We start from the raw sequence: 23,741 nt of genomic DNA, 5'->3' as shown, positions 1-23,741 counted from the left end.
ACGAGCCATCCTCGTTGAAAGCGATTACGGCGTAGCTGAGGTGTTGATCAGGCCCAGATACCGAACAGCACCAACACCGCCACGCCAAGCCCGACCGCAACTGAACAGCCGCCCAACGACAGCGCCGCCCGACCTTGCTGGTACCAGCCGTCCTGGCCCAGTTGCCGTGCCGGTGCCAACAGGCTGCGCCAGTGCAGTTCCGTGTCATGGAACGCCTGCAGATTCGCCATGTCCGCATCCAGCCAACGGCGAAAATCAATCCGCTCGCAGGCCGTTACCTGTGGGCTCTGCAAGCGCACGTACCATTGCCCGGCAACACTCGCCAGCACATCCCGGCGCGAGCGGCCGGCCTGCAGTGCCTGGTCCATGTGCCGCTCGATACTCGCCAATGGCAGGTCGAGGCGGGCGGCGATGCTGGCGAAGTCCAGTTGGTCGAGGCGGTTGAGCAGGAATACTTGTTGCACACGCCGTGGCAGGCGTTTCAGGGCGTGCAGCAGGGCGTCGTCGGCATGATGTTCGGCAGCAGGGGTTGGGTGCTCAAGGGGCAGCAGCAGACGGCTCATGGACAGCTCCTTGCTCTATGGAGGGGGAGGGATGGGGGCATCTTCCGTGATGCGTGATCAGCGTAGGTGAAACGAGATTGATTCTCAAGTGCTGATTCCGCAAAGTTTTGTAATGAGCGTTCACGCCCTGAAACACTTTTGCTATCATGCGCGCCATCACGATCTTCATTAGCCTGAAGAGCCAAAAAAAAGACCCAGCAAAAAGCCGGGTCAAAAACCGTGATTAGCCTGATGAGGAGATAATCTGAGAGCGACCTAAGCTCCAGGTTATCCAGCAGATCTTGCGATCAGCTGAGTGCAATAATAATCGTTATCATTTGCCAGTCAAATGAATTTTCGCTAATCCGGTAAAAAAGTTTTACCGATGCGCTTCCTTGTCCCGGCAATCGGGGCCTTTGCCGTTACCCGGCCATCACGTTCTCTCCCTTCTCTTCGTGTCTACAAACCCGGTTTCCCGGTGCGTTTGTGCTCCAGCAGTGCGCGGGCCATGTCCATCATGTGCATCAGGGCGAAGGTCAGCTCGCGCTGGCTGCCCTGCTGGTGGGTGGCGGTTTCCTGTGCGGTGGCGGCGGCGCAGCGCAGCAGAGCGATGGCGTGCTCCTGGGCCTGGTCGGTGGTTACGCCCTCGTGCAGGGTCCAGATCTTGTTGTCCAGAGTGGGACGCGGCGGGTTGGGGTTGAGGTAGTAGTCGAGAGCGCGGCGGGCGGCTTCGCTGTCGAGATCTGTTTCGTCGTTTTTCGGATGTTTCATCGCGATACCTTCTGATTTCCCTTCAAACACGCGGGAATCACAGGATAGGTCAGTCTGTACTATCTATCTAAAAATAAATAATTCAGATTGTGTATTGCTGCGAGTAATACAGTCCGTATTGTTGCCGCTCATGGAAAACTGGAACGCATTTCTCAAGCGCTACAAGCGCGAACACAATCTCAGCCAACTGAAGCTGGCCGAACGCCTGGGCATGACTCAGGGGGGCGTGGGGCATTGGCTGCGTGGCACGCGGCGGCCGACGCTGGAAACCATCAACGAAAAGCTCGAAAAACTTGGGCTGGTGTTTCTGGAAGCCCAAGTGATGGTGGTGGAGCGCGATATCGTGCGCGAATCGCCTGGTCACTATGCGGCTGAACAGCCGGTTTCGGCCGAAGCGCTGCTGTATGCGAGCTTTCGCTTCCCGGTGCTGAGTTGGGCTGACTTGCAGGGGCCTTTGCCAGAGGCAAGCAAGGCCCACGAACAGACGGACTATATGCCCGCAGGCAATGCATTCTGGTTGGTGGTGGAAAACGACTCGATGAATGCCGCCAGCGGCAAGAGCGTGCCTGAGGGCATGCGTGTGCTGGTGGATACCGGCCTGCCCGCAGAACCAGGGAGGTTGGTAATCGCGCGGCAGCCCGGGCGGCCGGCAGTATTGCGGCAGTTGGTCGAGGAGGGCGGAGACAAGATGCTCAAGCCGCTGAATACGCGCTATCCGACAGTCCTGTGTGAAGAAGGCTGCGAGTTTCTGGGCGTGGTCGTGCGGGGGCACGAGGTTTTCTAGCTTGCCGGGGGCTGCTGTGCAGCCCTGTCGCGACACAAGGCCGCTCCTACAGCGGTCGCGTCGGGTTTGATCGTGACGCACGCCTTTGCAGGAGGCTCATGGCAGCGATGAATATGGATAAATGGATCGCCCTGGTCCGTAACCGGATGGAAGAGCTAGGGCTCACTCAAGAACAGCTGGCCGAGCGCGTTGGCGTGTCTCAAGGCAGCGTGGGGCATTGGGTGAACAAGCGGCGTCAGCCGAAGATCGAGTCGATGAATCGCACGCTCGTCGAGATTGGCATGCCCCATTACAGCGTCAGCTTGCAGCTGCGTATTCAGGGGCAGGACGGGGAGCCGAGCGTTTACGAGGTCGATGACTCCGATGATGACCTGGACCTCATGCAATACATCGTGTGCTTCCGCTACCCGGTGCTGGGCTGGGATGAGCTAGGTATCGCAGAGGGGGCGAAGCCAGGTGTGTTCGAGCAGACGGACTACCTGGCCCAGGGCAAGGCGTTCTGGCTGACCGTCGAGAATGATGCGATGAGTGCCGCCAGTGGCCGCAGTGTGCCGCAGGGCATGCGGATGTTGGTGGACCCTGGGGTAGATGTCGAGCCAGGGCGTCTGGTTATCGCTCGTCAGCCAGGCAAACCGGCGATTTTCCGTGAGTTGGCGGAGGAAGGTGGGCAACGGTACCTGAAGGCACTCAACAGCAACTACCCGACGCTGTTGTGTGAGGAAGGCTGCGAGTTTCTGGGTGTGGTCGTGCGAGTGCATGGCTCCTTCTAGATTGCCGGGGCTGCTGCACAGCCCTTTCGCGACACAAGGCCGCTCCTACAAGTACCGCACCAACCTCAGGGCATGCACCGTACCTGTAGGAGCGGCCTTGTGTCGCGAAAGGGCCGCAAAGCGGCCCCCAGGACGCTTACTCTGCCAAATCGACCAGTACCGTCCCTTCGCTGACCATATCCCCTTCCTGGCAGAACAACGCCTTTACCGTGCCGCCATGCGGCGCGCGAATGCTGTGCTCCATCTTCATGGCCTCCAGCACTACCAGCGCCGTACCTGCTTCCACCACCTGCCCAGGCTCCACCAGCACCCGCACGATGCTGCCGTTCATGGGCGCACCCAGGCCGCCTTGATGGCTATGGCTGGCCTCGGCCTCGGCAATCGGGTCGAAGGCTTCGATGGCATGCATCTCGCCGTCCCAGTGCAAGTACAGCGTGCCACCGCGGCGGATCGCCAGATGCTGGCGACGCACGCCCGCCTGGTCATGTACCAACTGCTCGCCCACCAGCTGCCAGGTAGACGCAGCGCTGCGCTCCAGGGCAACCGCCTGGTCCTGCCCGCCACTCACCAGATGCAGGCTGCTGCGCGCCGGCAGGCCAAGGCGCAGGCCGTTGCGCTCGGCCCATGGCGAACTGCGGTCGTCGTCCCGCTGATGTGCGGCCTGACCCTGCAGCCAGGCCTCGGCCGCTGCTTCCCAGAAGCCTGCCGGCAGCGCTTGTGGCGCGGGCAGCAAAACCTCCTGATGACGCGGAATGAAGCCAGTATCCAGCTCCGCTGCAGCAAACGCCGGGTGGGCGAGAATGCGCCGCAGGAAGGCGATGTTGGTCTTCAACCCGCCAATGGCAAACTCGTCGAGCATGGCCAGCAAGCGCAGGCGCGCCTGCTCGCGGTCTTCGCCCCAGGCGATCAGCTTGCCCAGCATCGGGTCGTAGAACGGCGACACCACATCACCTTCGCTGACCCCACTGTCCACCCTTCGGCCTTCGCCGACTGCCGACTCGCGGTACAGCGCCAGCTTGCCGGTCGCGGGCAGGAATTCGTTGGCCGGGTCTTCGGCATACAGGCGCACTTCGATGGCATGGCCGATCAGCGGCACCTGTTCCTGGGTGATCGGCAGGGCCTCGCCGCAGGCCACGCGAATCTGCCAGGCCACCAGGTCGAGCCCGGTAATGGCCTCGGTGACCGGGTGCTCCACCTGCAGGCGGGTGTTCATTTCCATGAAGAAGAACTCGCCACGGGCATCGAGCAGGAATTCCACGGTGCCTGCGCCCACGTAGCCGATGGCCTGGGCCGCGCGTACCGCCGCTTCACCCATGGCCCGGCGCAATTCGGGTGAAAGGCCTGGCGCAGGGGCTTCTTCCACCACCTTCTGGTGGCGGCGCTGGATCGAACAGTCACGCTCGTTGAGGTACAGGCAGTTGCCGTGCTGGTCGGCGAATACCTGGATTTCCACGTGGCGAGGCTTGAGCACGTACTTTTCCACCAGCATGCGTGCATCGCCGAACGACGACTGTGCCTCGCGCTGGGCCGAGGCCAGGGCGTCGGCCAACTGGCTTTCCTCCTCGACCACTTTCATGCCCTTGCCTCCGCCGCCGGCGCTGGCCTTGAGCAGCACCGGGTAGCCGATGCGTTCGGCGGCGGCGCGGAAGGTGTCAAGGTCCTGGGCTTCGCCGTGGTAGCCCGGCACCAGCGGCACGCCAGCAGCTTCCATCAGTGCCTTGGCCGCCGACTTGCTGCCCATGGCGTCGATGGCACTGGCCGGAGGGCCGAGGAAGATCAGCCCGGCCTCTTCGATGGCGCGGGCAAAGCCTGCGTTCTCGGACAGGAAGCCATAGCCCGGGTGGATGGCCTGGGCGCCGCTGGCCTTGGCGGCAGCCAGCAGCTTGTCGACCAGCAGGTAGCTTTCGGCAGCCTTGGTGCCGCCGAGGTCGACGCGGATATCGGCTTCGCGGCTGTGCCGAGCATCACGGTCGGTGGCGCTGTGCACGGCCACGGTGGTCAGGCCCATGGCCTTGGCGGTGCGCATCACCCGGCAGGCGATTTCGCCGCGGTTGGCGACCAGCAGGGTGGTCAAAGCGGGGCGGCTCATGGGCGCGGTTCCTTCTTGTCGTCGGTTTGCCAGGCGGGTCGGCGTTTTTCCAGGAAGGCGCGCAGGCCCTCCTGGCCTTCGGCGCTGACGCGGATGCGGGCGATGGTGTTTTCGCAGTAGCGGCGCAGGGCCGGGCTGAGTTCACCGTCGTCCACTTCACGCAGCAGGTCCTTGGTGGCGCGTAGCGCTTGGGGGCTGTTCTGCAGCAGGTTGCTCACCCAGGCTTCGACCTGGGCGTCCAGCTCGCTGGCTGGGTAGACCTCGGCCAGCAGGCCCAGCTCGCGGGCCCGCACACCGCTGAAACGCTCGGCGGTGAGGGCATAGCGGCGCGCGGCACGCTCGCCGATGGCCTTGACCACGAACGGGCTGATCACTGCCGGTGCCAGGCCGATGCGCACTTCCGACAGGCACAGCTGGGCGTCTTCGGCGCCGATGGCCATGTCGCAGCAGCTGATCAGGCCCAGCGCACCGCCAAAGGCCGCGCCTTGCACCACGGCCAGGGTCGGCGCCTTGAGGCGGTGCAGGGCATACATCAGCTCGCCCAGCTCGCGGGCGTCATCCAGGTTGGTGTTGAAGTCCAGCTGCGCCGACTGCTGCATCCAGGCCAGGTCGGCACCGGCACTGAAGTGCCGGCCGCGGCCGCGCAGCAGCACGAAGCGCAGGGTGGCGTCCTCGGCCAACTGGTCCAGGGCGACAATCAGTTCGCGGATCATCAAGGCGTTGAACGCGTTGTTCTTGTCCTCGCGGCTCAGCCACAGGGTGGCGAAGCCGCGCGGGTCGCGGATCACTTCGAGGGTGCTGAAATCGCTCATGGGTCACATCCGGAAAATGCCGAAGCGGCTCTGTTCGATCGGTGCGTTCAGCGCTGCGGACAACGCCAGGCCGAGCACGTCGCGGGTCTGTGCCGGGTCGATGACACCGTCGTCCCACAGGCGGGCGCTGGAATAGTAGGGGTGGCCCTGGTGCTCGTACTGGTCAAGGATCGGCTGCTTGAGCCGGGCTTCGTCTTCCGCGCTGAACGGGTGACCACTGCGCTCGCTCTGTTCGCGCTTGACCTGGGCCAGCACGCCGGCGGCCTGTTCGGCCCCCATCACGCCAATCCGCGCGTTGGGCCACATCCACAGGAAGCGCGGGTCGTAGGCACGGCCGCACATGCCGTAGTTGCCGGCGCCGAAGCTGCCGCCGATGATCACCGTGAACTTCGGCACCTGGGCGCAAGCCACGGCAGTGACCAGCTTGGCGCCGTGCTTGGCTATGCCGCCTTCTTCGTACTTCTTGCCGACCATGAAGCCAGTGATGTTCTGCAGGAACAGCAGCGGGATGCCGCGCTGGCAGGCCAGCTCGATGAAGTGCGCGCCTTTTTGCGCGGCCTCGGCGAACAGGATGCCGTTGTTGGCGAGGATCGCCACCGGGTAGCCGTGCAGGTGGGCGAAGCCGCACACCAGGGTGGTACCGAACAGCGCCTTGAACTCGTCGAACACCGAGCCGTCGACCAGGCGCGCGATCACCTCGCGCACGTCGAACGGTTGCTTGGCATCGGCCGGCACCACGCCATACAGCTCATCGGCGGCATACAGCGGTGCCACCGGGGCCAGGCGCTGCAGCTTGCCCAGCTTGTGCCAGTTGAGGTTGGCCACGCTGCGTCGGGCCAGTGCCAGGGCGTGTTCGTCGTTGTCGGCGTAGTGGTCGGCCACGCCGCTGGTGCGGCAGTGCACATCGGCACCGCCGAGGTCTTCGGCGCTCACCACTTCACCGGTGGCGGCCTTTACCAAGGGTGGCCCGGCGAGGAAGATGGTCGCTTGCTGGCGCACCATGATCGCTTCGTCGGCCATCGCTGGCACGTAGGCACCGCCGGCGGTGCACGAGCCCATCACCACTGCAATCTGCGGAATGCCCAGGGCGCTCATGTTGGCCTGGTTGAAGAAGATCCGCCCGAAGTGCTCGCGGTCGGGGAACACTTCGTCCTGGCGTGGCAGGTTGGCGCCGCCAGAGTCCACCAGGTAGATGCACGGCAGGCGGTTCTGCAGGGCGATGGTCTGCGCACGCAGGTGCTTCTTCACCGTCAGCGGGTAGTAGGAACCGCCTTTGACCGTGGCGTCGTTGGCCACGATCATGCATTCCACGCCTTCGACGCGGCCGATGCCGGCGATCACGCCCGCAGCGGGCACGTCTTCGCCATATACCTCATGGGCAGCCAGTTGGCCGATTTCGAGGAACGGCGAGCCCGGGTCCAGCAGGCGGTCGATGCGCTCGCGCGGCAGCAGCTTGCCACGCGAAGTGTGCCGCTCCTGTGCCTTGGGCCCACCGCCCTGGGCCACTTGGGCGAGCAGGCCGCGCAGGGCCTGGACCTGTTCGAGCATGGCCGCGCTGTTGCTGGCGAACTCCGCCGAACGCGGGTTGATCTGGGTGTGCAAGGTAGCCATGTGCGCCCGTCCCTTGTGCTCAGCGGGTTTCGTTGAACAGTTCGCGGCCGATCAGCATCCGGCGGATTTCGCTGGTGCCGGCACCGATCTCGTACAGTTTGGCGTCGCGCAACAGGCGGCCGGCCGGGAATTCGTTGATATAGCCGTTGCCGCCGAGAATCTGGATCGCTTCCAGGGCCATTTGCGTGGCACGCTCGGCGGTGTACAGGATCACCCCGGCGGCGTCCTTGCGGGTGGTCTCGCCACGGTCGCAGGCCTGGGCCACGGCATACAGGTAGGCGCGGCTGGCGTTGAGCTGGGTGTACATGTCGGCGATCTTGCCCTGGATCAGCTGGAACTCGCCGATGCTCTGGCCGAACTGTTTGCGGTCGTGAATGTAAGGGACCACCAGGTCCATGCAGCTTTGCATGATGCCGGTCGGGCCGCCGGACAGCACCACGCGCTCGTAGTCCAGGCCGCTCATCAGCACGCGCACGCCACCGTTGAGCTGGCCGAGGATGTTTTCTTCCGGCACTTCGACGCCATCGAAGAACAGCTCGCAGGTGTTGGAGCCACGCATGCCCAGCTTGTCGAACTTGTTGCTGCGGCTGAAGCCTTTCCAGTCACGCTCGACGATGAATGCGGTGATGCCGTGCGCGCCCTTTTCCAGGTCAGTCTTGGCGTAGATCACGTAGGTGTTGGCATCCGGGCCGTTGGTGATCCAGGTCTTGCTGCCGTTGAGCACGTAGTGGTCGCCGCGCTTTTCCGCGCGCAGTTTCATCGACACCACGTCGGAACCGGCATTGGGCTCGCTCATGGCCAGGGCGCCGATGTGCTCGCCGCTGATCAGCTTGGGCAGGTACTTGAGCTTCTGTTCGTGGCTGCCGTTGCGGTTGATCTGGTTGACGCAGAGGTTGGAGTGGGCACCGTAGGACAGGGCCACCGAGGCCGAGCCACGGCTGATTTCCTCCATCGACACCACGTGGGCCAGGTAGCCCAGGCCGGCACCGCCATATTCTTCCGGCACGGTGATGCCCAGCAGACCCATGTCACCGAACTTGCGCCACATGTCGGCAGGGAACAGGTTGTCGTGGTCGATTTGCGCGGCGCGCGGGGCCAGCTCGGCGGCGACGAAGGTGCGCACCTGGTCGCGCAGCATGTCGATGGTTTCGCCCAGGGCGAAGTTCAGGGTGGGGTAATGCATGCTGGGGCACCTTGTTGTTCTTGAAATTGGGTAACACCGTAGCTCAAGGGCTATCCACCGACCCTGTGGAGCGGGTCGGTGATACGCCGACAAACCCGATGTCGTTTTCACCTTTACGTTAACGTAAACCTGCAGATGCTCACTGTCAATCGGATCATCACCTTTACGTAAACGTAAATCTGCGCCAAAGTATTCCCGCTTGCTTCAGTCGTGCCCAGAACAACCACAAGAAGGGACACCCATGAGTCAACCAAGCTATACCCGCGGTCGCCAGGACCAAGCCTTGCTGACCCAGACCATCGGCCAGGCCTTCGACGCCACCGTGGCCCGTTGTGCCGACGGCGAGGCCCTGGTGTCGCGCCATCAGGGCCTGCGCTACAGCTGGCGGCAGTTGGCCGAGCAGGTCGAGGTGCATGCTCGTGCCCTGATGGCCCTGGGCGTGAACACCGGCGATCGGGTCGGCATCTGGTCGCCCAACTGCGCCCAGTGGTGCATCCTGCAGCTGGCCAGTGCCAAGGTCGGCGCGATTCTGGTCAACATCAACCCGGCCTACCGCGTGGGCGAGCTGGAATACGTGCTGCGCCAGTCCGGTTGCCGCTGGCTGGTATGTGCCGATGCCTTCAGGACGTCCGACTACCACGCCATGGTCCAGGAACTGGCGCCGGAGCTGGCCAGAGCCACCACCGGTGAAATGGCCAGTGAACGCCTGCCCGACCTGCGTGGTGTGGTCAGCCTGGCCGCCAACCCGCCGGCAGGCTTCCTGCCTTGGCAAGCGCTGGCCGAGCGGGCAGGGCAGACCTCCGTCGAGGCTTATGCGAAGCGCCAGCAAAGCCTGCAGTTCGACCAGCCGGTGAACATCCAGTACACCTCCGGCACCACCGGCGCACCGAAGGGCGCCACGCTCAGCCATTACAACATCCTCAACAACGGCTTCATGGTCGGCGAAAGCCTGGGCCTGACCGCACGCGACCGCATGGTGATCCCGGTGCCGCTGTACCACTGCTTCGGCATGGTCATGGCCAACCTGGGTTGCATCACCCATGGCAGCACCATGATCTACCCCAACGACGCCTTCGACGCCGAGCTCACCCTGCGCGCGGTGGCCGAAGAGCGCGCCAGCATTCTCTATGGCGTACCGACCATGTTCATCGCCATGCTCGACCACCCCGCACGTGCGCAAATGGACCTGTCGCCCCTGCGCAGCGGCATCATGGCCGGCGCCACCTGCCCGATCGAAGTGATGCGCCGGGTCATCGACCAGATGCACATGGCCGAAGTACAGATCGCCTACGGCATGACCGAAACCAGCCCGGTGTCGCTGCAGACCGGCCCGGACGACGACCTGGAACTGCGCGTGACCACCGTCGGCCGCACCCAGCCGCAGCTGGAAAACAAACTGGTGGACGCCGACGGCTGCATCGTCCCGCGCGGCGAGATCGGCGAGCTGTGTACCCGCGGCTACAGCGTGATGCTCGGCTATTGGGACAACCCCCAGGCCACGGCGGATGCCATCGACCCGGCCGGCTGGATGCACTCGGGCGACCTGGCGGTAATGGACGAGCACGGCTACGTACGCATCGTCGGGCGCAACAAGGACATGATCATTCGCGGCGGCGAGAACATCTACCCGCGTGAACTGGAAGAGTTCTTCTACACCCACCCGGCGGTGGCCGATGCGCAGGTGATCGGCATCCCGTGCAGCCGTTATGGCGAGGAGATCGTCGCCTGGATCAAGCTGCACCCTGGGCACAGCGCCACGGCCGAGGAATTGCAGGGCTGGTGCAAGGCGCGCATTGCACACTTCAAGGTGCCGCGGCATATCCGCTTTGTCGACGAGTACCCGATGACGGTGACTGGCAAGGTGCAGAAGTTCCGCATGAGGGAGATCAGCGTGGCGGAGATCTCGGCTTTGACTGCTGGTTGATGTATTGATGCTGCCGGCCCTTTCGCGGGTGAACCCGCTCCCACAGGTATAGCGCCGCTTTCGAGGTTGGCGCAGTCCCTGTGGGAGCGGGCGTGCCCGCGAAGAGGCCGGCCCTGCCAGCACAAGATCCTGGTCTACCCTTAAACCTTCACCGGTGGTTCCTGGCTCGGCGGGTCGCCCACCGTCGGCGGCACGGTCGGCTTGATCGGCAGCTCGTCCGGGTCTTCCTCCGGCACGGGCGGCGGCAGGCTCGGGTCGTCGATGTTGGGATCGGGGGTCTCCGGTGGAATGGGAATGTTCATGGCCTGACCTCGCTTGGGTGATTGAAGAGGTGCTGCAGGCTTCGACTCCTGGCAGCTGCCGTTCGCTCATTTTTTTTGAACCCCACGCCTGTGCCCGGCTCTGAACCCTTACCGCCACCAGCCTGAGGGAGCAAGGTCCGATGTCACGAAACGAGCCCTTCGAAAGCGTGCCCATGGCCAATGATCACCCGGACCAGGCCATCAGCCTGTCCCAGGCGCTGCTGGCGCCGCGCATCGTGATCGAAGACACCCAACCCGTGCTCGAAGCCGGCACCTTCGCCGTCAAGGCCATCAGTGGCCAACCGGTGGCGGTCAGCAGCAAGGTCTACAGCGACGGCCACGACCGCCTGGCAGTGATGCTCAACTGGCGTCAGGCCCACAGCCGGCGCTGGCATTGCGTGCCCATGCACTCGCCGGGCAACGACCTTTGGCTGGCCGAGTTCACGCCCACCGAACTGGGCCCGCACCTTTTCAGCATCGAGGCCTGGATCGACCCGTTCGCCACTTATTGCCACGACCTGGAGAAGAAATACCACGCCGGTGTCGAGGTGCGGCTGGAGCTGGAAGAAGGCCGATTGATGCTCGGCAAGGGCATCGAGTTGTGCAGCGGTGCCCTGCGCGAGGAGCTGCAGGCCTTGCAGCAGCGCCTGCCCACGCTGAATGCCGACGACCAGGTAGCGCTGTTTCTCGACCCCGCCACCGCCCGCCTGATGAGTGACGCCGAGCACCGCAGCTACCTGACCCGTAGCCGCGACTTCCCCGTCGATGTCGACCGCCCGGCAGCGCAGTTCGCCAGCTGGTACGAGCTGTTCCCGCGCTCGATCACCGACAGCCCCGAGCGCCACGGCACCTTCAATGATGTGCACGAGCGGCTGCCGATGATCCGCGACATGGGCTTCGACGTGCTGTACTTTCCGCCCATTCATCCCATCGGCATGCAGCACCGCAAGGGCCGCAACAACGCCCTCACGGCAGAGCCCGGCGACCCGGGCAGCCCGTATGCCATCGGCAGCGCGGAAGGCGGCCACGAGGCGATTCACCCGCAGCTGGGCAGCCGCGACGACTTCCGCCGCCTGGTGGCCGCGGCGGCCGAGCATGGCCTGGAAATCGCCCTCGACTTTGCCATCCAGTGCTCCCAGGACCACCCCTGGCTCAAGGAGCACCCCGGCTGGTTCAGCTGGCGACCGGACGGCACCATCCGCTATGCCGAGAACCCGCCCAAGAAGTACCAGGACATCGTCAACGTCGATTTCTACGCCCCCGAAGCCGTGCCCTCACTGTGGCTGGCCCTGCGCGACGTGGTGGTCGGCTGGGTCGAGGAGGGGGTGAAGACCTTCCGCGTCGACAACCCGCACACCAAGCCACTGCCATTCTGGCAATGGCTGATCGCCAACGTGCGCAGCCAGCACCCCGAGGTCATCTTCCTCGCCGAAGCCTTCACCAAGCCGGCGATGATGGCCCGCCTGGGCAAGGTCGGGTACGCGCAGAGCTATACCTATTTCACCTGGCGCAACCACAAACAGGAACTGCGCGAGTATCTCGAGCAGCTTAACCAGCCGCCATGGAGCCAGTGCTACCGGCCCAACTTCTTCGTCAACACCCCCGACATCAACCCGTACTTCCTGCACACCTCAGGGCGTGCCGGCTTCCTCATCCGCGCGGCGCTGGCCACCATGGGGTCGGGCTTGTGGGGTATGTACTCGGGCTTTGAACTGTGCGAAGCGGCGGCCTTGCCGGGCAAGGAGGAGTACCTGGATTCGGAGAAGTACGAAATTCGCCCACGCGATTTCAGCCAACCCGGCAACATCATTGCCGAGATTGCCCAGCTCAACCGCATCCGCCGGCAGAACCGCGCCTTGCAGACCCACCTGGGCGTGGCGTTCTTCAACTGCTGGAACGACAACATCCTGTACTTCGCCAAGCGCACGCCCGAGCGCGACAACTACATCCTGGTGGCAATCAGCCTCGACCCGCACAACGCCCAGGAAGCGCATTTCGAGCTGCCGCTGTGGGAGCTGGGGCTGGATGACAACGCCAAAACCCTGGGGGAAGACCTGATGAACGGCCATCGCTGGTCGTGGTACGGCAAGACCCAATGGATGCGCATCGAACCCTGGCATCTGCCGTTCGGTATCTGGCGCATCGAAAAGGCCCGTTAGCAAGGTACACGCCATCCCCTGTGGGAGCGGGGTTACCCGCGAAGCAGGCGCCGCGGAGCATGGCACCGGCTTCGCCGGTGTTCGCGGGTAACCCCGCTCCCACAGGGATTGTGTCAAGTCAGTTGCTTGTGCATTGGGGCCAGAGCAACCTGGAATTGAAAGGAGTCGCACATGGCCAAGCGTTCCCGCCCGGCAGCCTTCATCGACGACCCGCTGTGGTACAAGGACGCCGTCATCTACCAGCTGCACATCAAGTCGTTCTTCGATTCGAACAACGACGGCATCGGCGATTTCGCTGGCCTGATCAGCAAGCTCGACTATATTGCCCAGCTTGGCGTCAACACCCTGTGGCTGCTGCCGTTCTATCCCTCGCCACGCCGCGACGATGGCTACGACATCGCCGAATACAAGGCCGTGCACCCCGACTACGGCAACCTTGCCGATGCCCGCCGCTTCATCGCCGAGGCGCACAAACGCGGGCTACGGGTAATCACAGAGCTGGTCATCAACCACACCAGCGACCAGCACCCCTGGTTCCAGCGCGCCCGCCACGCCAAGCGCGGCAGCAAGGCACGGGACTTCTACGTGTGGTCGGATGACGACCAGAAGTACGACGGCACGCGCATCATCTTTCTCGACACCGAGAAGTCCAACTGGACCTGGGACCCGGTCGCCGGCCAGTACTTCTGGCACCGCTTCTACTCGCACCAGCCCGACCTCAACTTCGACAACCCGCAGGTGCTCAAGGCAGTGATCGGGGTGATGCGCTTCTGGCTGGACCTGGGTGTAGATGGCCTGCGCCTGGATGCCATCCCCTACCTGATCGAGCGTGACGGTACCAACAACGAGAACCTCGCCGAAACCCACGACGTGCTCAAGGCGATCCGCGCCGAAATCGACGCCAACTACCCCGACCGCATGCTGCTGGCCGAGGCCAACCAATGGCCCGAGGACACCCGCCCGTACTTCGGCGAAGGCGAGGGCGACGAATGCCACATGGCCTTCCACTTCCCGTTGATGCCACGCATGTACATGGCCCTGGCCATGGAGGACCGCTTCCCGATCACCGACATCCTGCGCCAGACACCGGAAATTCCCGCCAACTGCCAATGGGCGATATTCCTGCGCAACCACGATGAGCTGACCCTGGAGATGGTCACCGACCGCGAGCGCGACTACCTGTGGAACTACTACGCCGAAGACCGTCGCGCCCGCATCAATCTGGGCATCCGCCGTCGCCTGGCGCCGTTGCTGCAGCGTGACCGCCGGCGCATCGAACTGCTCACCAGCCTGCTGCTCTCGATGCCCGGCACGCCCACCCTGTATTACGGCGACGAACTGGGCATGGGTGACAACATCTACCTGGGCGACCGTGACGGTGTGCGCACGCCCATGCAATGGTCGCCGGACCGCAACGGCGGTTTTTCCCGTGCCGACCCGCAGCGCCTGGTGCTGCCACCGATCATGGACCCGCTGTACGGTTACCAGACGGTCAACGTCGAAGCCCAGGCCAACGACCCGCACTCGCTGCTGAACTGGACCCGGCGCATGCTGGCGGTGCGCAAGCAGCAGAAGGCTTTCGGCCGCGGCAGCCTGCGTACCCTCACGCCTAACAACCGGCGCATCCTTGCCTATCTGCGCGAGTACACCGACGCCGATGGCAACAGCGAAGTCATCCTGTGCGTGGCCAACGTCTCCCGCGCCGCCCAGGCGGCTGAACTGGAATTGTCACAGTACGCCGACAAAGTACCGGTGGAGATGCTCGGCGGCAGCGCCTTCCCGCCAATCGGCCAACTGCCGTTCCTGCTGACCTTGCCACCCTACGCCTTCTACTGGTTCCTGCTGGCCAGCCATGACCGCATGCCCAGCTGGCACATCAAGGCCACCGAGGGGTTACCCGAATTGACCACACTGGTATTGCGCAAACGCCTGGAAGAACTGCTGGAGGCCCCCTCCAGCGATACCCTGCAAAGCACCGTTCTGCCCCAGTATCTGCCCAAGCGGCGCTGGTTCGCCGGCAAGGAAGGGCCGATCGACCAGGTGCGCCTGTGCTACGGCGTGCGTTTCGGCACGTCGACCACACCGGTGTTGCTCAGTGAAATCGAAGTGCTCAGCGACGGTGTGGCCAATCGCTACCAACTGCCGTTCGGCCTGCTGCCCGAAGAGCAGATCAACAGCGCACTGCCACAACAGCTGGCCCTGTCACGGGTGCGCCGAGCCCATCAGGTTGGCCTGATCACCGACGCCTTCGTCCTCGAGCCGTTCATCCGCGCGGTGCTGCGTGCCTGTGAGAATGGCATGCATCTACCGTGTGGCAACGGCGAGGGCGAGTTGCGTTTCGAAAGCACGCAGCAGTTGGCGGGCCTGGCGTTGAACGACGAAAGCAGCGTGCGCTATCTCAGCGCCGAGCAGTCCAACAGCTCGGTGGTGATCGGCGACCAGGTGGTGCTAAAGCTGATTCGACGGGTCAACCCGGGTGTGCACCCCGAGTTGGAAATGAGTGCCTACCTGACTGCCGCAGGCTTTGCCAACATATCGCCCTTGCTGGCCTGGGTCAGCCGGGTGGACGAGCAGGGGGCGCCACACCTGCTGATGATCGCCCAGGGCTACCTGAGCAACCAGGGTGACGCCTGGGCCTGGACCCAAAACACCCTGGAGCGGGCCATCCGCGACCAGATGGAGCCCTCCAGCCTCGACGCCGATGCGCACACCGATGCATTGGCCGAGCTCACCGGCTTTGCCGCCTTGCTCGGCCAGCGCCTGGGCGAGATGCACCTGCTGCTGGCCGCACCGACCAATGACGAGGCCTTCCAGCCGCGCCCGAGCGATGCCGACGACAGCGAACGCTGGAGTGCGCAGATCAGCGCAGAGCTCACCCATGCCCTCGACCTGCTGGCCCAGCACCGCGACAGCCTCGACAGCGAAAGCCAGGCGCTGGTCGACGACTTGCAGCAACAGCGCGACGGCCTGGCCCAGCACATCGCCGAGCTGACCCGCCAGGCCCAGGGTGGCCTGCTGATGCGCGTGCATGGCGACCTGCACCTGGGCCAGGTGCTGGTGGTGCAGGGCGACGCCTACCTCATCGATTTTGAAGGTGAACCGGCCCGGCCGCTGCAAGAGCGTCGGGCAAAACACAGCCCGTACAAAGATGTCAGCGGCGTGCTGCGATCCTTCGACTATGCTGCTGCCATGATCTTGCGCAGCGCGTCTGCGGTCGACCTTTCCGACCCGGCGCGCCAAGCCCGGCAACGGGTTGCCAGGCAGTACCTGCACCAATCGCGGCATGCCTTTGTCGAAGCCTATGGCCTGGCCACCGCGGCCATGCCTCACGCCTGGCAACAGGCCGAGGGCGAGCGTGCCGCACTGGAGCTGTTCTGCCTGGAAAAAGCTGCCTACGAAATCACATACGAAGCCGAGAACCGTCCGAGCTGGCTGGCCGTGCCTTTGCATGGCCTGCATGGACTGATCAGTACCTGGGGAGAGTCATAGATGAATGCAACCACGCGTGAAAACGGCGGCCTTCGGCAACGGGACCTCGACGCCCTGGCCCGCGCCGAGCACGCCGATCCATTTGCGGTACTCGGCCCCCATGGCGACGGCGCGGGCGGGCAAGTGGTCCGAGCCTTCCTGCCCAACGCCCTGAATGTGCGCATACTGGCCCGACATGACGGGCGCATCCTCGCCGAAATGGAGCAGGGCAGCCTGCCGGGGTTGTTCACCGCGCACCTCGATGAGGCACACCCGTACCTGCTGCAGATCGGCTGGGCCGGTGGCGAGCAGGTCACCGAAGACCCCTACAGCTTCGGCCCGCAACTGGGCGACATGGACCTGTACCTGTTTGCCGAAGGCAACCACCGCGACCTGTCCGGGCGCTTCGGCGCCCAACCCATCCAGGTCGATGGCGTCGATGGCGTGTGTTTCTCGGTGTGGGCACCGAACGCCCGGCGGGTGTCGGTGGTGGGTGACTTCAACAACTGGGATGGCCGTCGCCACCCCATGCGCCTGCGCCACAGCGCCGGGGTGTGGGAGCTGTTCGTGCCGCGCCTGGGCGTGGGCGAAACCTACAAGTTCGAGGTGCTGGGCAAGGACGGCATACTGCCCTTGAAGGCCGACCCGCTGGCGCGCGCCACCGAACTGCCGCCGAGCACCGCATCCAAGGTGGCAGGGGCGCTCAGCCACGACTGGCAAGACCACGACTGGATGGCGCAACGTGCGCAGCGCCATGCCTACAGCGCGCCGCTGTCGATCTACGAACTGCACCCAGGGTCGTGGCGCTGCGAGCTGGATGAGGCGGGCGAGGTCGGGCGCTATTACAACTGGCGCGAGCTGGCCGAGCGCCTGGTGCCGTACGTTCAGGAACTGGGCTTCACCCACATCGAACTGCTGCCGATCATGGAGCATCCGTTCGGCGGCTCCTGGGGCTACCAGCCGCTGTCGCTGTTCGCGCCTACTTCGCGCTACGGCAGCGCCGAGGACTTCGCCGCCTTCATCGACGCCTGCCACCAGGGCGGCATTGGCGTGCTGCTCGATTGGGTACCGGCGCATTTCCCCACCGACGAACATGGCCTGGCGCGTTTCGACGGCACCGCCCTGTACGAATACGACAACCCCCTGGAGGGCTACCACCAGGACTGGAACACGCTGATCTACAACCTTGGCCGCAACGAAGTGCGCGGCTTCATGATGGCTTCGGCGTTGCACTGGCTGAAGCACTTCCATATCGACGGCCTGCGCGTCGATGCGGTGGCTTCGATGCTGTACCGCGACTATTCGCGCAAGGCCGGCGAATGGGTGCCCAACCGCCACGGCGGGCGCGAGAACCTGGAGGCCATCGACTTCATCCGCCACCTCAACGGCGTGGCGGCCCACGAGGCCCCGGGTGCGCTGATCATCGCCGAGGAATCCACCGCCTGGCCCGGCGTCAGCCAGCCGACCCAGCAGGGCGGCCTGGGCTTTGCCTACAAGTGGAACATGGGCTGGATGCACGACACCTTGCATTACATCCAGAACGACCCGGTGCACCGCACCTATCACCACAACGAGATGAGCTTCGGGCTGATCTATGCCTATTCCGAGCACTTCATCCTGCCCATCTCCCACGACGAAGTGGTGCATGGCAAGCATTCGCTGATCGACAAGATGCCCGGCGACCGCTGGCAGAAGTTCGCCAATCTGCGTGCCTACCTCACCTTCATGTGGGCGCATCCTGGCAAGAAGCTGCTGTTCATGGGCTGCGAGTTCGGCCAGTGGCGTGAGTGGGACCATGACGGCGAACTGGACTGGTACCTGCTGCAGTACCCTGAGCACCAGGGCGTACAGCGCCTGGTCGGCGACCTCAACCGCCTGTACCGCGAGGTGCCGGCATTGCACGAACAGGATTGCCAGCCGCAAGGGTTCCAGTGGCTGATCGGTGACGATGCGCAGAACAGCGTGTATGCCTGGCTGCGCTGGAGCAGCAGTGGCGAGCCGGTGCTGGTGGTGGCCAACTTCACCCCGGTGCCGCGCGAGGGGTATCGCATCGGTGTGCCGTTTGGCGAGCGCTGGCAGGAACTGTTGAACAGTGATGCAGAGCTGTATGCCGGGTCCAATGTCGGCAATCTGGGGGTGGTGCAGAGCGACGCGATTGCCAGCCATGGCCAGCCGCTGTCGCTGGCCCTGAACCTGCCGCCGCTGGGTGTGCTGGTGTTGAAACCGGTCTGATCTTCTGCCTGTACTGGCCTCTTCGCGGGCATGCCCGCTCCCACAGGTACGGCGCCAGCCTCTGGCCTTGTGCTATCCCTGTGGGAGCGGGCGTGCCCGCAAAAGGGCCGAACCTGCCTACCACCGCATCCGCACCCCAAGGCTGCCAATCAACCCATTCAGATCATTGTCGTCCACGTCACTGCTGTAATCGGCACTGACAAACAGCGCCACCGAGGGCGTCACCCGCGCCACCAGCCCCAGCCCCAGTTCCACCGTGGTCGAGTAGCGTGAGCTGGAGATCTTGTCGACCTGGTCCAGCTTCACCTCATCGGCATTGCTGAAGTCATACCACACGTTGGTCCGCACATAGGGTTCGATTGGCATGCCGCGTACTTCATAACGCCCGGACAGCCTGGCGCCGACCCTGCCGCTCCAGCTCGGCTGGCTGTCGAAGGCCTGCAAGGTCTCTTCCTGCGCCCGGCTGCCGGGGAAGAACTGCTGGTTGATCAACTGCGCCTGCGGCTCGATCACCCAGCCGCCACCCAGGCCGATGGGGATGCCGCCTTCCAGCGAGAAGGTCATCGCGTGGCCGCTGTCGTCCAGGCGCTGGCCGTTCTCGCCACGGCCATTGACGTCGATGCGCGAACCCATGGCCACGGCATCCAGGTGCCAGCCCTGTTCATGGGTCATGCTCCAGTACACCCCCAGGCTTTCACCGCTGAGGTTCACGGCGTTGCGTTGCTTGTCGCCCAGCAGCCGGCGCGTACCGTTGAAGTTGGTCTGCAGGTTGTTCTGCCCCACGAATATCCCCGCGCGGTGCACATTGCCCGCTGCAGTTTCACGCACGAACAGGTCCGGGCCGATCATCAGTTGCTGGCTGGGTGCCTCCAGCTGGTCCGGGGGCTGCGCGATACCGCGCGCAGTGTTGGGGAAGAACTGTGCCCACTGGCTGGCGACCAGATCCGGTGCAGGCTGCCCATGGCGCTCGCTCATCTTTTGCGAAAACGCGTTCAAAGTGCCGATACTCAAGCCACTGGCGCTGACCGGGTCGAGCGACAGCTGTGATACTGCCGGTTGGTGCAGGAAACCGGGCGAGGTCGGGTCGCCCTGCAGTTCATACGCGATAGTTTCCACCGGGGTTGCCAGAAGCAGCGACGTGGAAACCGCGCAGAAAATGCTGTCGAAACGCAAGAGGTTCGAGGTTCTTTTCATGGCGGATCTCCTTTGTTTTTGTGTTACAGCCCGAGGACCTGGCCTGTTGTCACGAGCTGTACGGCAAAAACAGTGGGCGACCCAAACCAGCACGCCAGGCTTTCGCCAGCGCGCACGAAGGCGCGAGCTAGACGCCCGGCGCGAGATCTTTACTGCTTGATATGTTCAGCTAAGGAGAGGCGGCCGCTTGCGTCAAGAAAGTGTGAAGGAAGTGTTCAGGATGTGTGTGTTTGTTCAACGTGTTGAATCTTCTGATAAATCTGTCGGGTATAGCGGGGTTCGCTATTTGCCGTGGCATGGCTATGAAGAATGATTGCTAAGCCTGACTTCGACGGACAGCGGCAGGTGGTCCGAAAGGTGCGACCAAGGTTTGTGCCCCAGAATCCGCGGCCCATGGCTTTCGGCGTTGCGCAGGTAAACGCGGTCCAGACGCAACAGGGGCAGGCGCGCAGGATAGGTGCGGGCCAGGTGACCGTGGTGGCGCTCGAAAGCCTCGTGCAGGTCGCGCTGCAGGTGCAGGGTACGGTTGCCGTGGGTTTTCCAGTCGTTGAAATCGCCGGCGATGATCACCGGGGCGTCGGCAGGCAGAGATTCGAGCAACTTGCGCAGCAGTTGCAGCTGCTTCTGGCGGTGGCTTTCCAGTAACGACAGGTGCACGCAGATGGCATGCACCTGGTGCTGGCCGGGCACGTCGAGAATGCAGTGCAGCAGACCACGTCGTTCGGGGCCAGTGATCGACACGTCGAGGTTGCGGTGTTCGATGATCGGGTATTTGGACAGCAGCGCGTTGCCGTGGTGGCCGTCGGGGTAGACCGCGTTGCGGCCGTAGGCGAAGTCGCTCCACATGCTGTCGGCGAGGAACTCGTACTGTGAAGTCTGCGGCCAGCCGGGGTAGCGCGCGGCGTGGCGGTCGTGGCTGCCGAGCACTTCCTGGAGGAAGACGATGTCGGCCTGGGTGCTGCGCACCGCCTCGCGCAGTTCTGGCAGGATGAAGCGCCGGTTGAAGGCGGTGAAGCCCTTGTGGGTATTCACCGTCAGCACCTGCAGGCGCTTCACGGCCGGGGCCTGGTTGATACTGGCGAAACCTTTACTGCCGGCTTCGGGGTTCACGGTTACTCCTCAATGGCGGGTGCATGGGTGTTGTATGTCCCGGCCCTATCGCCGGCAAGCCGGCTCCCACAGGTAACGCACAGGCCCGTCGGCCAGCGGATTACCTGTGGGGGCTGGCTTGCCGGCGATGAAGCCAGTACAGGCAACCGATACACAATGGGACCGACGAGGGTCCCCCGGGGTTCACTCCTCATCACGCTGCAACACCATCAGCAGCAACGATCGCCCCTTCACCTCGAAGGTGCTGTCGAACTGCAGATGCTGCCCCTTGCGCAGCTCTGGCCGGTCGGTATCGACCAGGCAGCTCCAGTAATCCCCTTCGGGCACGGTCGGCAACTTGAACGGCACGGTGTCATGATGGGCGTTGACGATCAGCAACACGGTGGCCTCGGCACCTGGCCGGGCAATGCCGCTGACCTGGGCGCGGCCATCGATCAGCATGCCCAGGCAGCGCCCGTGCGGGTCTTCCCATTGCTCCACGCTCATCTCGTTGCCGTCCGGTGCCAGCCAGGTCACATCCTTGACGCCGATCGCCTCATTGTAGTCGCCCACCAGGAAGCGCGAACGGCGCAGTACCGGGTAGGCCAGGCGCAGGCGGGTCAGGCGTTTGACGAAGGCCAGCAGCTCTTCGCCCTCCTGGTCCAGGTCCCAGTTCACCCAGCCGATCTCGCTGTCCTGGCAATAGGCATTGTTGTTGCCGTGCTGGGTGCGGCTGAACTCGTCACCAGCGACGATCATCGGCGTGCCCTGGGCCAGCAGCAGGGTAGCGAAATAGTTGCGCATCTGGCGCATGCGCAGGGCATTCACGGCCGGGTCGTCGGTTGGCCCCTCGACACCGCAGTTCCACGACAGGTTGTTATCGGTGCCGTCCTGGTTGTTTTCGTCGTTGTCTTCGTTGTGCTTGTGGTTGTACGACACCAGGTCGCGCAAGGTGAAACCGTCGTGGGCGGTGACGAAGTTGACCGAGGCATAGGGGCGCCGGCCACGGTTGTTGAACATGTCCCCCGACGCGGTCATGCGCGAGGCAAAGTCGGCCAGTTGACCCTCGTCGCCTTTCCAGAAGGCCCGCACGGTGTCGCGGAAGCGGTCGTTCCACTCTGCCCAGCCCGGTGCGAAGTTGCCCACCTGGTAGCCGCCCGGGCCGCAGTCCCAGGGTTCGGCAATCAGCTTCACCTGGCTCAGCATCGGGTCCTGGCGGCAGGCGACGAGGAAGCCGTGGCGTTCGCTGTAGCCGTCGTGGTAGCGGCCAAGGATGGTCGCCAGGTCGAAGCGGAAGCCGTCCACGTGCATTTCGCCTGCCCAGTAGCGCAGCGAGTCGGTGACCAACTGCAGCACGCAGGGGTGGCTCAGGTCCAGGGTGTTGCCGGTGCCGGAATCGTTGATGTAGTAACGCTTGTCGTCCGGCATCAGGCGGTAGTAGGAAGCGTTGTCGATGCCGCGCATCGATAGCGTGGGGCCGCGCTCGTTGCCTTCGGCGGTGTGGTTGTAGACCACGTCGAGGATCACCTCCAGCCCGGCATCGTGCAGGTGCGCGACCATTTCCTTGAATTCGGCGATCTTGCCGCTGGCCAGGTAGCGCGGGTGGGGGGCGAAGAAGGCGATGCTGTTGTAGCCCCAGTAGTTGTTCAGGCCCTTGTCCAGTAGGTGCTGGTCGTTGACGAAGGCGTGAATCGGCAGCAGCTCGATGCTGGAAACGCCCAGCTCCTTGATGTGCTTGAGCAACTCGTCATTGGCCAGGCCGGCGAAGGTGCCGCGCAGTTCTTCGGGTACCGCCGGGTGGCGCATGCTGATGCCACGGGTGTGGGCCTCGTAGATGATCGTGCGCTCCCAGGGGATCAGCACGCGCTGGTCGCGGCCCCAGGTAAAGGCAGGGTCGATCACCTTGCACTTGGGCACGAACGGCGCGCTGTCGCGCTCGTCGAACGACAGGTCGCCGTCGGGGTGGCCGATGGTGTAGCCGAACAGTGCTTCGGACCATTGAAGGCTGCCGACCAGTTGCTTGGCATAGGGGTCGATCAGCAGTTTGTTGGGGTTGAAACGGTGGCCGTTTTCCGGCTCGTACGGGCCGTGCACGCGGTAGCCGTAGACCAGCCCTGGGTGCGCGTCGGGCAGGTAGCCGTGGTAGATCTCGTCGGTGTATTCGGGTAGCTCGATGCGTTCGATCTCGTGCTCGCCAGTGGAGTCGAACAGGCACAGCTCGACCTTGGTGGCGTTGGCCGAGAACAGGGCAAAGTTGACCCCAAGGCCATCCCATGTGGCGCCGAGGGGGAAGGGCAGGCCTTCGCGGATACGCGACGGGGCGACCGAGCGGGTTTTCTTCGGGGTGCGGGGGCTCATGGTGGTCCTCTAGTGGCCGTGGTGAAGGGGAGGGTTGTGTAGTCCTGTCCTGGCCCTATCGCCGGCAAGCCAGCTCCCACAAGGTCTTCACAGGTCTCAAAACCGGCGCTGTACTTTGGGGACCTGAGCTTGCCGGCGATAGGGCCAGGAAAGGCTTAACCGGCAGAAGGCTTTTTCACCGCCCGGGTCTTTTTCGCCACAGCCGGTTTAACCCCCGGCAGGGCAGCCACTTTGGGCTCGGCAGGCGCCTTCGGCTCAGCGGCTGCCTTGGGCTTGGCCGGGGCCCGCTTGCGCGGCGTCGCCTTGGGTGCCAGCGCCTCGGCTTCGGCCAGCTTGCGCGCCATGTCCCAATGACGTTCTTCCTGGCCGGCGGGCTTACCCTCGGATTCCCAGATCTGGTAGGCAAATTCGCGGATACGCTTTTCATCAACACTCATCATGACGCTCCTGATG

At 64.0% G+C, this 23,741-nt stretch carries 17 protein-coding genes; 6 read left to right on the top strand and 11 right to left on the bottom strand.

Annotated features, from left to right (window positions below; all coding sequences use genetic code 11):
• Positions 1 to 47 precede the first annotated feature (47 nt).
• Together V3314_RS21080 and V3314_RS21075 are read right to left on the bottom strand one after the other, a co-directional pair.
• On the bottom strand, positions 48 to 563 hold the full coding sequence (locus V3314_RS21080) for a DUF4880 domain-containing protein (protein WP_046615623.1): 516 nt from the start codon (positions 561 to 563) through the stop codon (positions 48 to 50).
• A 438-nt stretch (positions 564 to 1,001) separates the two neighbouring features.
• The gene (locus tag V3314_RS21075; RefSeq protein WP_046615624.1) at positions 1,002 to 1,313 is read right to left on the bottom strand and encodes a hypothetical protein; all 312 of its coding nucleotides are present in this window, start codon (positions 1,311 to 1,313) and stop codon (positions 1,002 to 1,004) included.
• Between the two features lie 130 nt (positions 1,314 to 1,443).
• On the opposite strand from V3314_RS21075, the gene V3314_RS21070 reads away from it, so the two are divergent.
• The gene (locus V3314_RS21070) at positions 1,444 to 2,097 is read left to right on the top strand and encodes a S24 family peptidase (RefSeq protein WP_046615625.1); all 654 of its coding nucleotides are present in this window, start codon (positions 1,444 to 1,446) and stop codon (positions 2,095 to 2,097) included.
• Positions 2,098 to 2,204: 107 nt separating this feature from the next.
• Positions 2,205 to 2,867 carry a S24 family peptidase gene (locus V3314_RS21065; RefSeq protein WP_046615656.1) on the top strand — a complete coding sequence of 221 codons (663 nt, stop codon included), beginning with the start codon at positions 2,205 to 2,207 and terminating at the stop codon, positions 2,865 to 2,867.
• Positions 2,868 to 3,003: 136 nt separating this feature from the next.
• On the opposite strand, the gene V3314_RS21060 is transcribed toward V3314_RS21065, so the two are convergent.
• Genes V3314_RS21060 through V3314_RS21045 form a run of 4 tightly spaced genes read right to left on the bottom strand, consistent with a single transcriptional unit; the run spans position 3,004 to position 8,562 of the window.
• Positions 3,004 to 4,956 (bottom strand): acetyl/propionyl/methylcrotonyl-CoA carboxylase subunit alpha, encoded by a 1,953-nt coding sequence (locus tag V3314_RS21060; protein ID WP_085599434.1) that lies wholly within the window; start codon positions 4,954 to 4,956, stop codon positions 3,004 to 3,006.
• Positions 4,953 to 5,768, bottom strand: coding sequence for a gamma-carboxygeranoyl-CoA hydratase (locus V3314_RS21055; protein WP_046615627.1), 816 nt, complete (start codon positions 5,766 to 5,768; stop codon positions 4,953 to 4,955). Before V3314_RS21055 ends, V3314_RS21060 begins: the two co-directional genes overlap by 4 nt.
• 3 nt (positions 5,769 to 5,771) lie before the next feature.
• Complete coding sequence (locus tag V3314_RS21050) at positions 5,772 to 7,379, bottom strand: carboxyl transferase domain-containing protein (RefSeq protein WP_046615628.1); 1,608 nt, start codon at positions 7,377 to 7,379, stop codon at positions 5,772 to 5,774.
• Between the two features lie 19 nt (positions 7,380 to 7,398).
• Positions 7,399 to 8,562 (bottom strand): isovaleryl-CoA dehydrogenase, encoded by a 1,164-nt coding sequence (locus tag V3314_RS21045; protein ID WP_013973339.1) that lies wholly within the window; start codon positions 8,560 to 8,562, stop codon positions 7,399 to 7,401.
• A 241-nt stretch (positions 8,563 to 8,803) separates the two neighbouring features.
• Here V3314_RS21045 and V3314_RS21040 point away from each other — a divergent pair, with 241 nt between their 5' ends.
• A complete protein-coding gene (locus V3314_RS21040) occupies positions 8,804 to 10,486 on the top strand; it encodes an AMP-binding protein (RefSeq protein ID WP_338459596.1) in 1,683 nt (560 codons plus the stop codon).
• A 140-nt stretch (positions 10,487 to 10,626) separates the two neighbouring features.
• Here the strand turns inward: V3314_RS21040 and V3314_RS21035 are convergent, their stop codons facing one another.
• On the bottom strand, positions 10,627 to 10,788 hold the full coding sequence (locus tag V3314_RS21035; RefSeq protein WP_173015129.1) for a hypothetical protein: 162 nt from the start codon (positions 10,786 to 10,788) through the stop codon (positions 10,627 to 10,629).
• 140 nt (positions 10,789 to 10,928) lie between these two features.
• Between V3314_RS21035 and V3314_RS21030 the strand changes: the two genes are divergently transcribed.
• The 3 genes from V3314_RS21030 to glgB all read left to right on the top strand — a co-directional run bounded on the left by V3314_RS21030 (position 10,929) and on the right by glgB (position 18,647).
• Positions 10,929 to 12,947: an alpha-1,4-glucan--maltose-1-phosphate maltosyltransferase gene (locus V3314_RS21030; protein ID WP_338459595.1), complete on the top strand. Its 2,019-nt coding sequence runs from the start codon at positions 10,929 to 10,931 to the stop codon at positions 12,945 to 12,947.
• A 171-nt stretch (positions 12,948 to 13,118) separates the two neighbouring features.
• Entirely contained in the window at positions 13,119 to 16,436 is a 3,318-nt protein-coding gene (gene treS, locus V3314_RS21025) for a maltose alpha-D-glucosyltransferase (protein WP_085599428.1), read from the top strand.
• Positions 16,437 to 18,647 carry a 1,4-alpha-glucan branching protein GlgB gene (gene glgB, locus V3314_RS21020; RefSeq protein WP_046615633.1) on the top strand — a complete coding sequence of 737 codons (2,211 nt, stop codon included), beginning with the start codon at positions 16,437 to 16,439 and terminating at the stop codon, positions 18,645 to 18,647.
• 117 nt (positions 18,648 to 18,764) lie between these two features.
• On the opposite strand, the gene V3314_RS21015 is transcribed toward glgB, so the two are convergent.
• The 4 genes from V3314_RS21015 to V3314_RS21000 form a co-directional block, all read right to left on the bottom strand.
• Entirely contained in the window at positions 18,765 to 19,841 is a 1,077-nt protein-coding gene (locus tag V3314_RS21015; RefSeq protein ID WP_153671510.1) for an autotransporter outer membrane beta-barrel domain-containing protein, read from the bottom strand.
• A 300-nt stretch (positions 19,842 to 20,141) separates the two neighbouring features.
• Complete coding sequence (locus V3314_RS21010; RefSeq protein WP_046615635.1) at positions 20,142 to 20,951, bottom strand: endonuclease/exonuclease/phosphatase family protein; 810 nt, start codon at positions 20,949 to 20,951, stop codon at positions 20,142 to 20,144.
• A gap of 183 nt (positions 20,952 to 21,134) precedes the next feature.
• Positions 21,135 to 23,288 carry a glycogen debranching protein GlgX gene (gene glgX / locus V3314_RS21005; protein ID WP_046615636.1) on the bottom strand — a complete coding sequence of 718 codons (2,154 nt, stop codon included), beginning with the start codon at positions 23,286 to 23,288 and terminating at the stop codon, positions 21,135 to 21,137.
• Positions 23,289 to 23,443: 155 nt separating this feature from the next.
• Entirely contained in the window at positions 23,444 to 23,728 is a 285-nt protein-coding gene (locus V3314_RS21000) for a DUF2934 domain-containing protein (RefSeq protein ID WP_046615637.1), read from the bottom strand.
• Positions 23,729 to 23,741: the final 13 nt, after the last annotated feature.

It is taken from the genome of Pseudomonas sp. TE3-3-F2023 (assembly GCF_036784815.1).
Taxonomy (GTDB): Bacteria; Pseudomonadota; Gammaproteobacteria; order Pseudomonadales; family Pseudomonadaceae; genus Aquipseudomonas; species Aquipseudomonas pudica.
Note: the sequence above shows the minus strand (reverse complement) of the source record. Positions and strands in the feature narration are given on the sequence as shown.

Excerpts from the sequence above, each read along its gene's own strand:
- V3314_RS21070 (WP_046615625.1), top strand. The coding sequence starts at position 1,444 with ATGGAAAACTGGAACGCATTTCTCAAGCGCTACAAGCGCGAACACAAT.
- V3314_RS21035 (WP_173015129.1), bottom strand. The coding sequence starts at position 10,788 with ATGAACATTCCCATTCCACCGGAGACCCCCGATCCCAACATCGACGAC.
- V3314_RS21040 (WP_338459596.1), top strand. The coding sequence starts at position 8,804 with ATGAGTCAACCAAGCTATACCCGCGGTCGCCAGGACCAAGCCTTGCTG.
- V3314_RS21075 (WP_046615624.1), bottom strand. The coding sequence starts at position 1,313 with ATGAAACATCCGAAAAACGACGAAACAGATCTCGACAGCGAAGCCGCC.
- V3314_RS21050 (WP_046615628.1), bottom strand. The coding sequence starts at position 7,379 with ATGGCTACCTTGCACACCCAGATCAACCCGCGTTCGGCGGAGTTCGCC.
- V3314_RS21055 (WP_046615627.1), bottom strand. The coding sequence starts at position 5,768 with ATGAGCGATTTCAGCACCCTCGAAGTGATCCGCGACCCGCGCGGCTTC.
- glgB (WP_046615633.1), top strand. The coding sequence starts at position 16,437 with ATGAATGCAACCACGCGTGAAAACGGCGGCCTTCGGCAACGGGACCTC.
- V3314_RS21015 (WP_153671510.1), bottom strand. The coding sequence starts at position 19,841 with ATGAAAAGAACCTCGAACCTCTTGCGTTTCGACAGCATTTTCTGCGCG.
- glgX (WP_046615636.1), bottom strand. The coding sequence starts at position 23,288 with ATGAGCCCCCGCACCCCGAAGAAAACCCGCTCGGTCGCCCCGTCGCGT.
- V3314_RS21000 (WP_046615637.1), bottom strand. The coding sequence starts at position 23,728 with ATGATGAGTGTTGATGAAAAGCGTATCCGCGAATTTGCCTACCAGATC.
- V3314_RS21030 (WP_338459595.1), top strand. The coding sequence starts at position 10,929 with ATGTCACGAAACGAGCCCTTCGAAAGCGTGCCCATGGCCAATGATCAC.
- treS (WP_085599428.1), top strand. The coding sequence starts at position 13,119 with ATGGCCAAGCGTTCCCGCCCGGCAGCCTTCATCGACGACCCGCTGTGG.
- V3314_RS21045 (WP_013973339.1), bottom strand. The coding sequence starts at position 8,562 with ATGCATTACCCCACCCTGAACTTCGCCCTGGGCGAAACCATCGACATG.
- V3314_RS21060 (WP_085599434.1), bottom strand. The coding sequence starts at position 4,956 with ATGAGCCGCCCCGCTTTGACCACCCTGCTGGTCGCCAACCGCGGCGAA.
- V3314_RS21065 (WP_046615656.1), top strand. The coding sequence starts at position 2,205 with ATGAATATGGATAAATGGATCGCCCTGGTCCGTAACCGGATGGAAGAG.
- V3314_RS21080 (WP_046615623.1), bottom strand. The coding sequence starts at position 563 with ATGAGCCGTCTGCTGCTGCCCCTTGAGCACCCAACCCCTGCTGCCGAA.